Source organism: Enterobacter sp. RHBSTW-00994 (assembly GCF_013782625.1).
GTDB lineage: Bacteria > Pseudomonadota > Gammaproteobacteria > Enterobacterales > Enterobacteriaceae > Enterobacter.
In genome coordinates this window covers 4,496,815-4,512,573 of sequence record NZ_CP056199.1, presented here as the reverse complement: position 1 = coordinate 4,512,573, position 15,759 = coordinate 4,496,815, and the positions used below count along the sequence as shown (strand labels likewise).

The following is a 15,759-nucleotide window of genomic DNA, read 5'->3' as shown; positions in this document are numbered from 1 at the left end:
CTTTCCCTGCACCGAGTTGTTCGCTCTGCAGGGAAAGAGCTCCCTGTTGTCTCTTCCCCGCAGTATCATCGTCATGTCACATTTTGTGCGTAATTTATTCACTGTTGCACCTGGAACTTGTGGATAAAATCACTGTCTGATAAAAATGTGAATGCTATTCTCGTTGCTCAAATGCTTTGGCATGGTTGTTGCCTGATGGGGATAACCTGGACCAGAAGATATCGAATTGAGAGGAATGAATGACCAAAGAAATGCAAACTTTAGCTTTAGCCCCTGTTGGTAACCTGGAATCTTATATCCGGGCCGCTAACACTTGGCCGATGTTGACGGCTGAGGAAGAAAAGGAGCTTGCTGAAAAGCTGCATTACCAGGGCGATCTGGAAGCAGCTAAGACGCTGATCCTGTCTCACCTGCGCTTTGTTGTTCACGTTGCTCGTAATTACTCGGGCTATGGCCTGCCGCAGGCGGACTTGATTCAGGAAGGTAATATCGGTCTGATGAAGGCTGTACGTCGCTTTAACCCGGAAGTGGGTGTGCGACTGGTCTCCTTTGCCGTGCACTGGATCAAAGCAGAGATTCACGAATACGTCCTGCGTAACTGGCGTATCGTGAAAGTCGCCACGACAAAAGCGCAACGCAAACTGTTCTTCAACCTGCGTAAAACCAAGCAGCGTCTGGGCTGGTTCAATCAGGATGAGGTCGAAATGGTGGCGCGCGAGCTGGGCGTATCCAGCAAAGATGTGCGTGAGATGGAATCCCGTATGGCCGCGCAGGACATGACTTTTGACATGTCTTCTGACGACGATGCGTCTGATAGCCAGCCAATGGCGCCGGTTCTGTATCTCCAGGATAAATCGTCCAACTTTGCTGACGGCATTGAAGAAGACAACTGGGAAGATCAGGCCGCTAACAAGTTGACCTTCGCGATGGAAGGCCTTGACGAGCGTAGCCAGGATATCATCCGTGCCCGCTGGCTGGACGAAGATAACAAGTCCACGCTGCAGGAACTGGCCGATCGTTATGGTGTTTCCGCAGAACGTGTTCGTCAGCTTGAAAAGAACGCCATGAAAAAACTTCGCGCGGCTATCGAAGCATAATTTTCACGAAGTACCTGATAACCCTCGAATGCAAATTCGGGGGTTTTGTTTTTTTAGCGCCTGCTCTGGCGAATTCTCTCCCTCTGGCAAACACTTACAGGTGCGCTATTCGCATTTTGGGTGCTGGAATCTCAGGGGGACAGGGTGAAAAACAACGAGTTGAATGAACGGCGTCTACAGGCGACGCCGCGCGGTATCGGCGTGATGTGTAATTTCTATGCTGATAAAGCAGAGAATGCCACGGTGTGGGATGTGGAAGGCAACGAAGTGATCGACTTTGCTGCCGGGATCGCAGTGCTGAACACCGGACACCGCCACCCGAAGGTTATCGCCGCTATTGAAAAACAGCTGCATGCCTTTACGCATACGGCCTATCAGATTGTGCCATATGAAGGCTATGTGGCGCTGGCGGAACGTATCAACGCTCGCGTACCGATTGAAGGCCCGGCCAAAACCGCCTTCTTCTCCACTGGCGCAGAAGCGGTCGAGAACGCGGTGAAGATTGCGCGCGCATACACTAAACGTCCTGGATTAATTACCTTCGGTGGTGCTTTTCACGGTCGTACCTTCATGACCATGGCACTTACCGGTAAAGTTGCGCCGTACAAAATTGGCTTCGGCCCTTTCCCAGGCTCGGTGTATCACGCGCAATATCCTAATGACCTGCACGGCATCAGTACCCGCGAGGCGCTCAAAAGCCTGGATCGCATTTTTAAGGCCGACATCGCCCCGGATCAGGTTGCCGCCATCATTCTTGAGCCAGTACAAGGTGAAGGCGGATTCAACATCGCGCCTGCCGATTTCATGCAGGGTCTGCGCACCGTGTGCGACACCTACGGAATATTACTGATCGCCGATGAAGTTCAAACCGGCTTTGCGCGTACCGGTAAGTTATTCTCGATGGAGCACCAGAGTGTGAAACCGGACCTGATCACCATGGCCAAAAGTCTGGCAGGAGGCATGCCGCTTTCTGCCGTTTCCGGGCGTGCTGATGTTATGGATGCCCCAGCCCCGGGTGGACTGGGCGGGACCTACGCAGGTAACCCGCTGGCGATTGCCGCCGCACTTGCCGTGCTGGAAGTGATCGACGAAGAAGATCTGTGTCACCGCGCAGCCCATCTCGGCCACGACCTGGTCGAAGTGCTCAGTAAAGCGAAAGCGGGCTGCCCTTATATTGCGGATATTCGCGCGCAAGGCTCAATGGTGGCGGTGGAGTTTAACGATCCGCAAACCGGACTACCTTCGCCGGAGTTTACCCGTCAGGTGCAGGAGCGTGCGCTCCAGGAAGGGTTACTACTGCTGAGTTGTGGCGTGTATGGCAACGTCATTCGCTTCCTTTATCCGCTCACTATCCCCGAAGTTCAGTTCCGTAAAGCGCTGGATATTATCTCGTCAGTGCTGACACGTTAAAGCCATTGCCCGGTATCGAATGCATGCCGGGCTTACCATAGATACATTTCAAATTAGCTATTCCAAATTCATAAAAATGGGGTATGTTTTAGCAGAGTATGCTGCTTTTGTCCGGGTGGCACGCCAAAACATAACTATCATATGCTTTTCTTATACCTATAAGAAAAATAATATACTGCACAACAACATCACAACAATTGCAAAAACCATCACAATGGGGATTCTCAGGATGAATATGAAGGGTAAAGCGTTACTGGCAGGATGTATCGCGTTGGCATTCAGCACCATGGCTCAGGCCGATATCAAAGTGGCTGTTGTTGGGGCAATGTCTGGTCCGGTAGCACAGTATGGCGATCAGGAGTTCACTGGCGCAGAACAAGCGGTTGCAGATATTAATGCCAAGGGCGGGATCAAGGGCGAAAAACTGCAGATCGTAAAATATGATGATGCCTGTGACCCTAAACAAGCAGTCGCCGTGGCGAACAAAGTGGTCAATGACGGGATCAAATACGTTATCGGTCACCTGTGTTCCTCGTCCACTCAGCCAGCGTCTGACATCTACGAAGACGAAGGCATTCTGATGATCACCCCGGCAGCAACTGCACCAGAGCTGACGGCGCGCGGCTATAAATTGATCCTGCGTACGACAGGCCTGGACTCTGACCAGGGCCCAACGGCAGCCAAATACATCGTCGAAAAAGTGAAACCGAAACGCATCGCCATCATTCACGATAAACAGCAGTATGGTGAAGGGCTGGCACGTTCCGTACAGGACAACCTCAAAAAAGCCAATGCTGACGTGGTGTTCTTTGACGGTATCACTGCTGGTGAGAAAGACTTCTCCACGCTGGTTGCTCGTCTGAAGAAAGAGAATATCGATTTCGTTTACTACGGTGGCTACCACCCTGAAATGGGTCAGATCCTGCGCCAGGCGCGTGCAGCCGGTCTGAAAACCCAGTTCATGGGGCCAGAAGGTGTTGCGAACGTCTCCTTGTCTAATATTGCCGGTGAATCTGCTGAAGGCCTGCTGGTCACCAAGCCTAAGAACTACGACCAGGTTCCTGCGAACAAACCTATCGTAGATGCCATCAAGGCGAAGAAACAGGATCCAAGCGGTGCATTCGTGTGGACCACTTATGCTGCGCTGCAGTCTCTGCAAGCAGGTCTGAATCAGTCAGCCGATCCGGCTGAAATCGCTAAATACCTGAAGGCGAACTCTGTTGAAACCGTTATGGGGCCGTTGTCCTGGGATGAGAAGGGCGATCTGAAAGGCTTCGAGTTCGGTGTGTTTGACTGGCACGCTAACGGTACGGCGACCGACGCCAAATAAACACAAATGGCAACCGTAAGGTTGCCATTTTAGTGTTTGCACCCTCTCCCCGTGGGAGAGGGGCGGGGTGAGGGCATCAGGCCGCACAAATCAACCCTAATGCTTTTCCCAGCCATTCTCCAGCGCCGTAAATCCTAACGCCTGCATAAACGCCGCCATCACATCACAATCTTCCACGCCTACGTCGGCCATCCACCAGGCACTTACGCTCGGATTTTCGCGGATCACCTCTTCAATCAAATATTGCCCCACACCGCGACGGCGGGTCACGTCACGCACACGCAGTGAGTCAAGCGCCCCTTGCGTACCGCTCAGCGTCACGCGAACGGCAGCGAGCAGACGCTCGTTAAAGCGTGCGGCATAAATTCGGTGCGTGTCGTCGACGATCAGCGACGAAGGGGAGTATTCCGGCCAGATTTTGCCCAGGTCGATATGATCCTGGTCGCTAAAGGTCACCAGACGGATGATGGTCAGTTTCATTAGCTGCTTGTCCAAATCAAAAAGAGTATGGGCAGTGTACTCAATTTATTCTGCCAGAGGCTTTCTCTTTTTATACCCATTTACCAGGTGATTAGTTTTTTGACGACTCAATGCGCAGTTCGAAAACATATGGATCGAAAAATAAGCAGGATTTTAACCTAAATGGTAGTGATTTATTCGGCGCTTTGTACCGTTATTTTATGCTGCAAAACCTACTTTTATTTGTTTATCTCTGTAAGATTTCAGAATATTATCTTTGCTTAATAGCCTGAAAAATAGAGATTTTAGTCTGGTTTTTGACAAAAAACTGCGCTAAACCATTAAAGGCACTGGTAAAAATAGCGTTGTTCATTAAAAGTACAGAATGCTTTTTAACCATAATAAAACAAAATATATACATCACATCACGAGTGGGGATTCAGAGATGAAAAGGAACGCGAAGACGTTAATCGCGGGGATGGTTGCACTGTCGATTTCGCATGCGGCCATGGCGGAAGATATTAAAGTTGCTGTAGTCGGTGCGATGTCCGGTCCGGTTGCCCAGTGGGGTGATATGGAGTTCAACGGTGCGCGTCAGGCGATCAAAGACATCAACGCCAAAGGCGGTATCAAAGGTGACAAGCTAATTGGCGTGGAATATGACGACGCCTGCGATCCAAAACAAGCTGTCGCGGTTGCCAACAAAATCGTTAACGATGGCATCCAGTACGTCATCGGCCACCTTTGCTCTTCATCCACACAGCCCGCGTCGGATATCTATGAAGACGAAGGCATTCTGATGATCACTCCAGGTGCAACGAACCCGGAACTGACCCAGCGCGGCTATCAGCACATCATGCGCACCGCCGGGCTGGACTCCTCTCAGGGACCCACCGCTGCCAAATACATTCTCGAAAACGTGAAGCCGCAGCGTATTGCCATCATTCATGACAAACAGCAGTACGGGGAAGGGCTGGCGCGCTCCGTCCAGGAGAGCCTGAAAAAGGGCGGAGCGAACATTGTCTTCTTTGACGGTATTACCGCAGGTGAGAAAGATTTCTCCGCGCTGATTGCCCGTCTGCAAAAAGAAAATATCGACTTCGTGTACTACGGTGGTTACTACCCGGAAATGGGCCAGATGCTGCGCCAGGCGCGCGCTACTGGTCTGAAAACCCAGTTCATGGGGCCTGAAGGGGTTGGTAATGCCTCCTTGTCAAACATCGCGGGCGATGCAGCAGAAGGCATGCTGGTCACGATGCCAAAACGCTATGACCAGGATCCCGCGAATAAGACTATCGTAGAGGCGCTCAAGGCGCAGAAGAAAGATCCGAGTGGTCCATATGTGTGGATCACCTATGCCGCAGTGCAGTCTCTGGCAACCGCTATGGATCGCACCGGCAGCAAAGCGCCGCTGGATTTAGTCAAAGATTTAAAAGCACACGGGGCGAACACCGTGATTGGGCCGCTGAACTGGGATGAGAAAGGCGATCTGAAGGGATTTGAGTTTGGTGTCTTTAAGTGGCACGCCGATGGTTCGTCCTCGGTCGCCAAATAATTATCCCACCGCCCGGTGATACCGGGCGGGTATAAAAAGGTTTCCTTATGTCCGAGCAGTTTCTCTATTTCTTGCAGCAGATGTTTAACGGCGTAACGCTGGGAAGCACCTATGCGCTGATCGCCATCGGCTATACGATGGTTTACGGCATTATCGGCATGATCAACTTCGCCCACGGCGAGGTGTATATGATCGGCAGCTATGTCTCCTTTATGATCATCGCCGCACTGATGATGATGGGCATCGACAGTAGCTGGCTACTGGTGGCCGCCGGTTTTGTAGGGGCAATTGTGATTGCCAGTGCCTACGGCTGGAGCATCGAGCGTGTCGCATATCGCCCGGTGCGTAGCTCAAAACGTCTGATTGCCTTGATCTCCGCGATCGGGATGTCCATTTTCCTGCAAAACTACGTCAGCCTTACGGAAGGCTCGCGTGACGTCGCCCTGCCAAGCCTGTTTAACGGCCAGTGGATTGTGGGGGCGAGCGAAAACTTCTCTGCCTCTATCACCACCATGCAGCTGGTGATCTGGATTGTGACCTTCCTGGCGATGCTGGCGTTGACCATTTTCATCCGCTACTCCCGTATGGGGCGCGCTTGCCGCGCCTGTGCAGAAGACCTCAAAATGGCAAGCCTGCTGGGGATTAATACCGACCGCGTCATTGCGCTGACCTTTGTCATCGGTGCTGCCATGGCGGCAGTTGCTGGCGTTCTGCTCGGTCAGTTCTATGGCGTAATCAACCCGTACATCGGCTTTATGGCCGGGATGAAAGCCTTCACCGCAGCGGTTCTGGGTGGCATCGGCAGCATTCCAGGGGCAATGATTGGCGGCCTGATTCTGGGCGTGGCGGAAGCGCTCTCCTCGGCATATCTGAGTACCGAATATAAAGATGTGGTGTCGTTCGCCCTGCTGATTCTGGTTCTGCTGGTAATGCCTACCGGTATTCTGGGTCGTCCGGAGGTAGAGAAAGTATGAAACCGATGCATTTTGCAATGGCGCTGCTTTCTGCTGCCATGTTCTTCGTGCTGGCGGGCGTCTTTATGGGCGTTCAGTTAGAGCTTGATGGGACAAAGCTGGTGGTGGATACCGCCGCTGATATCCGCTGGCAGTGGGTCTTTATTGGTACTGCCGTCGTCTTCCTGTTCCAGCTTTTGCGTCCGGTATTCCAGAAGACGCTGAAAAACGTTTCAGGGCCGAAGTTTGTTCTGCCCGCGATTGATGGCTCCACCGTTAAGCAGAAGCTGTTCCTCGTTGCTCTGTTGGTGGCGGCGGTTGCCTGGCCATTTGTGGTGTCGCGCGGGACGGTAGACATCGCCACCCTGACCATGATCTACGTGATTCTTGGTCTGGGTCTGAACGTGGTGGTAGGCCTGTCCGGTCTGCTGGTGCTCGGCTACGGCGGCTTTTACGCCATCGGAGCCTACACTTTCGCGTTGCTGAACCACTATTACGGTCTTGGTTTCTGGACGTGCCTGCCGCTGGCGGGGCTGGTTTCTGCTGCGGCAGGCTTCCTGCTCGGCTTCCCGGTATTGCGTCTGCGCGGTGACTATCTGGCGATTGTGACCTTAGGCTTCGGTGAAATCGTCCGTATTTTGCTGCTCAACAACACCGAAGTGACCGGTGGCCCGAATGGTATCAGCCAGATCCCGAAACCGACCTTCTTTGGTCTGGAGTTCAGCCGTTCTGCGCGTGAAGGTGGCTGGGATACCTTTAGCAACTTCTTTGGCGTGAAGTACGATCCGTCTGACCGTGTGATATGGCTCTATCTGGTGGCGCTGCTGCTGGTGGTGATTACGCTGTTTGTGATTAACCGTCTGCTGCGCATGCCGCTGGGCCGCGCGTGGGAAGCACTGCGTGAAGATGAGATCGCCTGTCGTTCTCTGGGTCTGAACCCGACCCGCATCAAGCTGACTGCGTTCACCATCAGCGCCGCGTTTGCCGGTTTTGCCGGGACGCTGTTTGCCGCGCGTCAGGGCTTTGTCAGCCCGGAATCCTTCACCTTTGCCGAATCGGCCTTTGTACTGGCGATTGTGGTGCTCGGCGGAATGGGCTCGCAGTTTGCCGTTATCCTCGCTGCCATCTTGCTGGTGGTGTCGCGTGAACTGATGCGTGACTTTAACGAATACAGCATGTTGATGCTGGGTGGTTTGATGGTGCTGATGATGATCTGGCGTCCGCAGGGCTTGCTGCCGATGACCCGTCCACAGCTGAAGCTGAAAAACGGGCAAGCGAAAGGAGAGCAGGCATGAGTCAGCCATTATTATCCGTTAACGGCCTGATGATGCGTTTTGGCGGCCTGCTGGCGGTCAACAACGTCTCTCTTGATCTGCATAAAAAAGAGATTGTCTCCCTGATCGGCCCGAACGGCGCGGGGAAAACCACGGTCTTTAACTGCCTGACCGGTTTCTATAAGCCGACGGGCGGAACGATTATGCTACGTGACCAGCACCTGGAAGGGTTGCCGGGTCAACAGATTGCGCGGATGGGTGTGGTACGTACTTTCCAGCATGTGCGTCTGTTCCGTGAGATGACGGTGATTGAAAACCTGCTGGTGGCGCAACACCAGCAGCTCAAAACCGGCGTGTTCTCCGGTCTGTTAAAAACCCCGTCATTCCGTCGCGCGCAGAGCGAAGCGTTGGATCGTGCTGCCACCTGGCTTGATCGTATCGGCCTGTTGCCGCATGCCAACCGCCAGGCAAGTAACCTGGCGTATGGTGACCAGCGTCGTCTGGAGATTATCCGTTGCATGGTGACGCAGCCAGAAATTCTGATGCTGGATGAACCTGCGGCGGGGCTTAACCCGAAAGAGACAAAAGAGCTGGACGAGCTGATTGCTGAACTGCGTAGTCATCACGACACCACTATTCTGCTCATTGAGCACGACATGAAGCTGGTGATGGGCATTTCGGACCGTATCTATGTGGTGAACCAGGGGACGCCGTTGGCGAGCGGAACGCCGGAAGAGATCCGCAACAACCCGGATGTGATCCGTGCTTACCTTGGTGAGGCATAAGATGGAAAAAGCGATGTTAACGTTTGATAAGGTAAGTGCCCACTACGGCAAGATCCAGGCACTGCATGACGTGAGTCTGCATATCAATCAGGGCGAAATCGTTACTCTGATTGGTGCTAACGGTGCGGGCAAAACCACGCTGCTGGGCACATTATGCGGCGACCCGCGTGCAACCAGCGGCCGGATAGTATTCGATGGTAAAGACATTACCGACTGGCAGACGGCCAAAATCATGCGTGAAGCGGTGGCGATTGTCCCGGAAGGACGTCGCGTGTTTTCCCGCATGACGGTAGAAGAGAACCTGGCGATGGGCGGCTTCTTTGCCGACCGCGACCAGTATCAGGACCGTATTAAACGCGTGTATGAGCTTTTCCCGCGTCTGTTTGAACGTCGTATTCAGCGTGCGGGTACGATGTCGGGTGGTGAGCAGCAGATGCTGGCGATTGGGCGTGCGCTGATGAGCCAGCCGCGTCTGCTGTTACTTGATGAACCGTCACTGGGCCTTGCGCCGATCATCATCCAGCAGATCTTCGACACCATTGAACAACTGCGTAAAGAGGGGATGACCATCTTCCTGGTTGAGCAAAACGCCAACCAGGCGCTGAAACTGGCTGACCGCGGCTACGTGCTGGAAAACGGTCACGTGGTGCTATCCGATACCGGTGATGCACTGCTGGCGAACGAAGCGGTGCGTAGCGCGTACCTCGGGGGCTAAACAGGGCAGGCTGGCGGAGCCAGCCTATGCTGTTCTGTCGGCAATCACTGCGGTGGCTCATATTATTTGTTGTAACCAGGGGGCAGGGATGACTCGTTTGGGCGCTATTTGTTTTGTGGGTATGAGCTTGCTGGTGGCCGTGTGCTTTCAGGCCGCGTCATCGGAAAAAAGAGATCCCCGTGACCCAACCATCTGGCAGGAAAAGTTGCAGACGGGGCAACCTCTGCGTACTGTCCCTTGCGAGGTGGAAAGTGGCCCAGATTGTCCGGTATTAGATTCCGGGAAATCACTCATTCAGGCTGAGCGCGAGCGGCGAGAGAAGCGCGCGATATATGCCTGGGGTAAGGACAAGCACTAAATATATATTTCCTGGCGGTGACGTTGATGTTGCCGCCACATTTCCTTCACCATTCCACCATCCCTCTGACGCCTTCCTGTCATCATTCTGTAAATAAACAGTTATTTTTCTGTCATTCGAGCATGTCATGTTACCTCGCGAGCATAAAACGCGTGATATCGCGCATCCGGCACAATAAGAGAGATGACAATGACATCGTTACGACACACAGCTTTGGGTCTGGCACTGAGTCTGGCTTTTGCGACGAACGCAATGGCTGTCACTACCATTCCATTCTGGCATTCCATGGAAGGGGAGTTGGGTAAGGAAGTTGACTCCCTGGCGCAGCGTTTCAACGACACCCACCCGGATTACAAAATTGTGCCGGTGTATAAAGGCAATTATGAGCAGAGCCTGAGTGCGGGCATCGCGGCATTCCGTACCGGTAACGCGCCGGCACTGTTACAGGTTTATGAAGTGGGTACGGCGACCATGATGGCGTCGAAAGCGATCAAGCCCGTCTATGAAGTGTTCAAAGATGCGGGCATTAACTTCGATGAATCCCAGTTTGTACCGACCGTTTCCGGTTACTACACCGATTCCAAAACGGGCCACTTGCTGTCTCAGCCGTTTAACAGCTCAACGCCTGTGCTTTATTACAACAAAGATGCTTTCAAAAAAGCCGGTTTAGATCCTGAGCAGCCACCGAAAACCTGGCAGGATCTGGCGGCGTACACCGCGAAGCTGAAAGCGGCAGGTATGAAGTGCGGTTATGCGAGCGGCTGGCAGGGCTGGATCCAGATTGAAAACTTCAGTGCCTGGCATGGGCTGCCAGTGGCAACGAAAAATAACGGCTTCGACGGCACAGACGCGGTTCTGGAGTTCAATAAGCCAGAGCAGGTGAAACATATCGCGTTGCTGGAAGAGCTGAACAAGAAAGGCGATTTCAGCTACTTCGGCCGTAAAGATGAATCGACCGAGAAGTTCTACAACGGTGACTGTGCCATCACTACGGCGTCCTCCGGTTCACTGGCTGATATCCGTCATTACGCCAAATTCAACTACGGTGTCGGCATGATGCCATACGATGCGGATGTGAAGGGTGCGCCGCAAAACGCCATCATTGGTGGGGCGAGTCTGTGGGTTATGCAGGGCAAAGATCAGGGGACGTATAAAGGTGTTGCCGAGTTTCTGGACTTCCTGGCAAAACCTGAAAATGCGGCCGAGTGGCATCAGAAAACCGGCTACCTGCCGATCACCAAAGCCGCTTACGACCTGACTCGTCAGCAGGGATTCTATGACAAGAACCCAGGTGCAGATATTGCGACGCGTCAGATGCTGAACAAGCCACCATTGCCGTTCACCAAAGGCCTGCGTCTGGGCAACATGCCACAGATCCGTACCATCGTTGATGAAGAGCTGGAAAGCGTGTGGACCGGTAAGAAAACGCCACAACAAGCACTGGATTCAGCTGTTGAACGCGGTAATCAACTGCTGCGCCGTTTTGAGCAGTCAACGAAGTCTTAATTAAAACTAATCCCCCCCTCACTCCGGCCCTCTCCCTTAAGGGGGAGGGTGTAATCGTTCCTTCGCCCTTTGGGGGGAGGGTTAGGGTGAGGGGAAATCAATATGAGCTAATCTATGTCCTCATCCCGTCCGGTGTTCCGTTCGCGCTGGCTGCCGTATCTGCTGGTCGCGCCGCAACTGGTCATCACCGTAATCTTCTTTATCTGGCCTGCGGGCGAAGCGCTGTGGTACTCAGTCCAGAGCGTTGATCCGTTTGGGCTTTCCAGCCAGTTTGTCGGTCTGGATAACTTTGCCGCCCTGTGGCATGACAGTTACTACATCGACGCCTTCTGGACGACAATCAAATTCAGCACTCTGGTGACGGTAAGCGGCCTTGTCGCTTCGCTCTTCTTCGCGGCGCTGGTGGATTACGTGGTGCGCGGCAGCCGTCTCTACCAGACCCTGATGCTGCTGCCTTACGCCGTTGCACCTGCGGTCGCTGCCGTGCTGTGGATCTTCCTGTTTAACCCAGGACGCGGGCTAATTACCCATTTTCTTGGGGAGTTTGGCTATGACTGGAACCACGCGCAGAACAGTGGCCAGGCGATGTTCCTGGTGGTGTTTGCCTCGGTGTGGAAGCAGATCAGCTACAACTTCCTGTTCTTCTTTGCGGCGCTGCAATCCATCCCACGATCGCTGGTTGAAGCGGCGGCGATTGATGGTGCAGGCCCGGTTCGTCGTTTCTTTAAGCTGGCGCTGCCGCTGATTGCCCCGGTAAGTTTCTTCTTGCTGGTGGTCAACCTGGTGTATGCCTTCTTCGACACCTTCCCGGTGATCGATGCTGCCACGGCGGGCGGCCCGGTTCAGGCTACGACGACTCTGATTTATAAGATCTACCGTGAAGGCTTTGCGGGTCTTGATCTCTCGGCCTCTGCTGCCCAGTCCGTCGTGCTGATGTTCCTCGTCATCATCCTCACGGTGGTTCAGTTCCGCTATGTTGAAAGTAAGGTGCGCTACCAATGATTGAGAACCGTCCGGGGCTGACGATTTTCAGCCATACCATGCTGATTCTGGGCATTATCGTCATCCTCTTCCCGCTGTATGTCGCCTTTGTGGCGGCGACTTTGGATACCAAAGCCGTGTTTGACACGCCGATGACCTTAATCCCTGGTGGACATCTTTTCGAGAACATGAAAACCATCTGGACGCAGGGCGTCGGGGTGAACAGCGCGCCGTTCTGGCTGATGATGCTTAACAGTTTCATTATGGCTTTTGGCATCACGGTGGGCAAAATCGTGGTATCGATGCTCTCCGCATTTGCCATTGTCTGGTTCCGTTTTCCGCTGCGTAACCTGTTCTTCTGGATGATCTTTATTACCCTGATGTTGCCCGTTGAAGTGCGCATCTTCCCGACGGTCGAGGTGATCGCTAACCTCGGGATGCTCGACAGTTATGCAGGGTTAACCCTGCCGTTGATGGCCTCTGCGACTGCGACTTTTCTGTTTCGTCAGTTCTTCATGACCCTGCCGGATGAGTTGATTGAAGCGGCACGTATTGACGGTGCGTCACCGATGCGTTTTTTCCGTGACATCGTGCTGCCGCTGTCGAAAACCAACCTCGCTGCGCTGTTTGTGATTACGTTTATCTACGGCTGGAACCAGTATCTGTGGCCGCTGTTGATTATTCAGGATGTCAATCTGGGGACTGCGGTGGCCGGAATCAAAGGCATGATTGCCACCGGCGAAGGCACGACCCTCTGGAACCAGGTGATGGCGGCGATGCTGCTCACGCTCATCCCCCCGGTCATTATCGTTTTAGCCATGCAGCGTGCGTTTGTGCGTGGTTTAGTGGACAGTGAGAAGTAGGTTGTATCCCTTGATTATTCGTGACGTCGGCGCTGAGCCGAAATCGTGTAATCAAGGCGGAGGATGATGGACATAGTGGGCCTATGTCCAAATCCAACAACGCAGAGTACGCGATTTCGGCACGCGCCCCAAAGGGCTGGGGCTATTTTTGCCCAGTGCCGCGTTACTTGCGTTTTATTTGGGCCCACCAAACGTTGTCGCTCGCGCCTTGCCCTGGGCAAAAATAGCCGCCAGCGACGTTCACGAATAATCAAGGGATACAACCTCTATGGCAGGACTGAAACTTCAGGCAGTAACCAAAAGCTGGGATGGCAAAACCCAGGTCATTCAGCCGCTCACGCTCGACGTGGCGGACGGAGAATTTATCGTGATGGTTGGCCCGTCCGGCTGCGGAAAATCGACGCTATTGCGTATGGTGGCGGGGCTTGAGCGTGTGACCTCCGGCGATATCTGGATTGATCGCCAGCGCGTCACCGAAATGGAACCCAAAGATCGCGGCATTGCGATGGTGTTCCAGAACTACGCCCTCTATCCGCACATGAGTGTGGAAGAGAACATGGCCTGGGGGCTGAAAATTCGCGGTATGGGCAAAGGTCATATCGACGAGCGTGTGAAAGAAGCCGCGCGCATTCTGGAGCTGGATGGCCTGCTGAAGCGCCGCCCGCGTGAACTCTCTGGTGGTCAGCGTCAGCGCGTGGCAATGGGGCGCGCCATTGTGCGTGATCCGGCCGTGTTCCTGTTTGATGAACCGCTTTCAAACCTCGATGCCAAACTGCGCGTACAGATGCGCCTTGAACTGCAACAGTTGCATCGTCGTCTGAATACCACTTCACTTTACGTCACGCACGATCAGGTGGAAGCCATGACTCTGGCGCAGCGTGTGATGGTCATGAACAAAGGTATCGCAGAGCAGATTGGGACGCCGGTTGAGGTGTATGAAAAACCGGCCAGCCGTTTTGTGGCGAGCTTTATTGGCAGCCCGGCGATGAACCTGCTGGAAGGCCGAATCAGCAGCTCAGGAACCCATTTTGAGCTGGACAGTGGGATGGCATTGCCGATCAACTGGTACTATCGTGGCTATGCCGGGCGTAAGATGACGCTTGGTATCCGCCCGGAACACATTGCGCTAAGCTCGCAGGCAGAAGGCGGTGTACCGCTGGTGATGGACACGCTGGAGATGCTGGGGGCGGATAACCTGGCCCATGGACGCTGGGGCGAACAAAAGATCGTTGTGCGTCTGGCGCATCAGGAGCGCCCGAAAGCAGGCAGTACGCTCTGGCTGCATCTGCCAGAAAATCATCTGCACTTATTTGATGGTGAAACAGGACAACGACTATGAGTAACTGGCCTTACCCCCACATCGTCGCCCACCGTGGCGGCGGTAAACTGGCGCCGGAAAACACGCTGGCGGCGATTGACGTGGGTGCGCGTTACGGTCATACCATGATTGAATTTGATGCCAAGCTGTCGAAAGATGGCGAAATTTTTCTGCTGCATGACGATAACCTCGAACGGACCAGCAACGGTTGGGGCGTGGCAGGGGAATTACCGTGGCGCGATCTCCTGAAAGTCGATGCCGGGAGTTGGTACAGCGGCGAATTTAAAGGCGAACCGCTTCCGCTTCTGGCGGAAGTAGCCGATCGCTGTCGTCAACACGGGATGATGGCCAATATCGAAATTAAACCCACCACGGGAACAGGGCCGTTAACCGGCAAGGTTATCGCCCTCGCCGCGCGTGAGTTGTGGGAAGGGATGGCTCCGCCGCTGCTCTCTTCATTTGAAATTGATGCGCTGGAAGCGGCTCAGGCCGCCGTCCCGGAACTGCCGCGCGGGTTATTGCTGGATGAGTGGCGTGAGGACTGGCGCGAGCTGACCACTCGCCTGGGCTGTGTGTCGATTCACCTGAATCACAAACTGCTGGACGAAGCTCGGGTTAAGATGTTGAAGGATGCCGGGCTGCATATTCTGGTGTATACCGTCAACAAACCCCAGCGCGCGGCAGAACTGCTGCGCTGGGGTGTCGATAGTATCTGTACCGATGTGGTTGACGTGATAGGTCCGAATTTTAATTCTGCGGATTATTAAGCATATCCCCATTCGAACGCGGCGGCAGCATATGCTGCTGACCGCTACTCTGCGTTGCCCCGCCACTTAACATCCCGCCATTGCTGTTCGGTAACACCTGCTCACGCGGCTGGTTTTGTTGAACACGCTGGGTGTTGTTATTGATCTGCGTTTGCAGTTTTTGCTGCTGAAGCTGAGTCTGCGTTTTAAGCTGCTGATTAAGCATTCCTTTTTGCTGCTGTTGTTGGCTCATCATCTCCGTTTGCATACGTTGCTGGCTCGGAATGACATAGCCTGGCTGGTTAGGGTTGTTCATGGTGTTGAGTGGCTGCGCTAGCGCGGCAAAGGGTAGCAGCGCGGTAAGAATCAAAAAGTGTTTCATTGTCATCTCCTCCTTTTGAGGCTTCTC

Annotated in this window: 16 protein-coding genes; 14 read left to right on the top strand and 2 right to left on the bottom strand. The window is 53.8% G+C overall.

Features of this window, described 5'->3' with window-relative positions; all coding sequences use genetic code 11:
* Positions 1 to 239: 239 nt before the first annotated feature.
* From rpoH to livJ, 3 genes are all read left to right on the top strand, one after another.
* The gene (rpoH, locus tag HV346_RS21580; protein ID WP_181621209.1) at positions 240 to 1,097 is read left to right on the top strand and encodes an RNA polymerase sigma factor RpoH; all 858 of its coding nucleotides are present in this window, start codon (positions 240 to 242) and stop codon (positions 1,095 to 1,097) included.
* 144 nt (positions 1,098 to 1,241) lie between these two features.
* On the top strand, positions 1,242 to 2,507 hold the full coding sequence (locus tag HV346_RS21575; RefSeq protein WP_181621208.1) for a 4-aminobutyrate--2-oxoglutarate transaminase: 1,266 nt from the start codon (positions 1,242 to 1,244) through the stop codon (positions 2,505 to 2,507).
* Positions 2,508 to 2,736: 229 nt separating this feature from the next.
* Positions 2,737 to 3,837 (top strand): branched chain amino acid ABC transporter substrate-binding protein LivJ, encoded by a 1,101-nt coding sequence (gene livJ, locus HV346_RS21570; protein ID WP_181621207.1) that lies wholly within the window; start codon positions 2,737 to 2,739, stop codon positions 3,835 to 3,837.
* A gap of 96 nt (positions 3,838 to 3,933) precedes the next feature.
* Here the strand turns inward: livJ and panM are convergent, their stop codons facing one another.
* Positions 3,934 to 4,317 carry an aspartate 1-decarboxylase autocleavage activator PanM gene (gene panM / locus HV346_RS21565; protein ID WP_181621206.1) on the bottom strand — a complete coding sequence of 128 codons (384 nt, stop codon included), beginning with the start codon at positions 4,315 to 4,317 and terminating at the stop codon, positions 3,934 to 3,936.
* Between the two features lie 424 nt (positions 4,318 to 4,741).
* Here panM and livK point away from each other — a divergent pair, with 424 nt between their 5' ends.
* From livK to ugpQ, 11 genes are all read left to right on the top strand, one after another.
* Positions 4,742 to 5,851: a high-affinity branched-chain amino acid ABC transporter substrate-binding protein LivK gene (gene livK / locus HV346_RS21560; RefSeq protein ID WP_181621205.1), complete on the top strand. Its 1,110-nt coding sequence runs from the start codon at positions 4,742 to 4,744 to the stop codon at positions 5,849 to 5,851.
* A gap of 47 nt (positions 5,852 to 5,898) precedes the next feature.
* Complete coding sequence (gene livH / locus HV346_RS21555; protein WP_040078237.1) at positions 5,899 to 6,825, top strand: high-affinity branched-chain amino acid ABC transporter permease LivH; 927 nt, start codon at positions 5,899 to 5,901, stop codon at positions 6,823 to 6,825.
* On the top strand, positions 6,822 to 8,099 hold the full coding sequence (gene livM, locus HV346_RS21550) for a branched chain amino acid ABC transporter permease LivM (RefSeq protein ID WP_014072159.1): 1,278 nt from the start codon (positions 6,822 to 6,824) through the stop codon (positions 8,097 to 8,099). The genes livH and livM overlap by 4 nt, the downstream gene beginning before the upstream one ends.
* Positions 8,096 to 8,863: a high-affinity branched-chain amino acid ABC transporter ATP-binding protein LivG gene (gene livG, locus HV346_RS21545; protein ID WP_181621204.1), complete on the top strand. Its 768-nt coding sequence runs from the start codon at positions 8,096 to 8,098 to the stop codon at positions 8,861 to 8,863. Before livM ends, livG begins: the two co-directional genes overlap by 4 nt.
* Before the next feature lies 1 nt (position 8,864).
* Positions 8,865 to 9,578 carry a high-affinity branched-chain amino acid ABC transporter ATP-binding protein LivF gene (gene livF, locus HV346_RS21540; RefSeq protein WP_181621203.1) on the top strand — a complete coding sequence of 238 codons (714 nt, stop codon included), beginning with the start codon at positions 8,865 to 8,867 and terminating at the stop codon, positions 9,576 to 9,578.
* Between the two features lie 88 nt (positions 9,579 to 9,666).
* Entirely contained in the window at positions 9,667 to 9,936 is a 270-nt protein-coding gene (locus tag HV346_RS21535; RefSeq protein ID WP_181621201.1) for a hypothetical protein, read from the top strand.
* Between the two features lie 189 nt (positions 9,937 to 10,125).
* Entirely contained in the window at positions 10,126 to 11,442 is a 1,317-nt protein-coding gene (gene ugpB, locus HV346_RS21530; RefSeq protein ID WP_181621200.1) for a sn-glycerol-3-phosphate ABC transporter substrate-binding protein UgpB, read from the top strand.
* Positions 11,443 to 11,556: 114 nt separating this feature from the next.
* Complete coding sequence (gene ugpA / locus HV346_RS21525; RefSeq protein WP_181621199.1) at positions 11,557 to 12,444, top strand: sn-glycerol-3-phosphate ABC transporter permease UgpA; 888 nt, start codon at positions 11,557 to 11,559, stop codon at positions 12,442 to 12,444.
* A complete protein-coding gene (gene ugpE, locus HV346_RS21520) occupies positions 12,441 to 13,286 on the top strand; it encodes a sn-glycerol-3-phosphate ABC transporter permease UgpE (RefSeq protein ID WP_181621197.1) in 846 nt (281 codons plus the stop codon). The genes ugpA and ugpE overlap by 4 nt, the downstream gene beginning before the upstream one ends.
* 268 nt (positions 13,287 to 13,554) lie before the next feature.
* Complete coding sequence (locus tag HV346_RS21515; protein WP_181621196.1) at positions 13,555 to 14,625, top strand: sn-glycerol-3-phosphate import ATP-binding protein UgpC; 1,071 nt, start codon at positions 13,555 to 13,557, stop codon at positions 14,623 to 14,625.
* Positions 14,622 to 15,371, top strand: a complete 750-nt coding sequence (gene ugpQ, locus HV346_RS21510) for a glycerophosphodiester phosphodiesterase (protein WP_181621195.1) — start codon at positions 14,622 to 14,624, stop codon at positions 15,369 to 15,371. Before HV346_RS21515 ends, ugpQ begins: the two co-directional genes overlap by 4 nt.
* Here ugpQ and HV346_RS21505 read toward each other — a convergent pair.
* Complete coding sequence (locus HV346_RS21505; RefSeq protein WP_181621194.1) at positions 15,352 to 15,732, bottom strand: DUF2756 family protein; 381 nt, start codon at positions 15,730 to 15,732, stop codon at positions 15,352 to 15,354. The genes ugpQ and HV346_RS21505 overlap by 20 nt on opposite strands.
* Positions 15,733 to 15,759 lie beyond the last annotated feature (27 nt).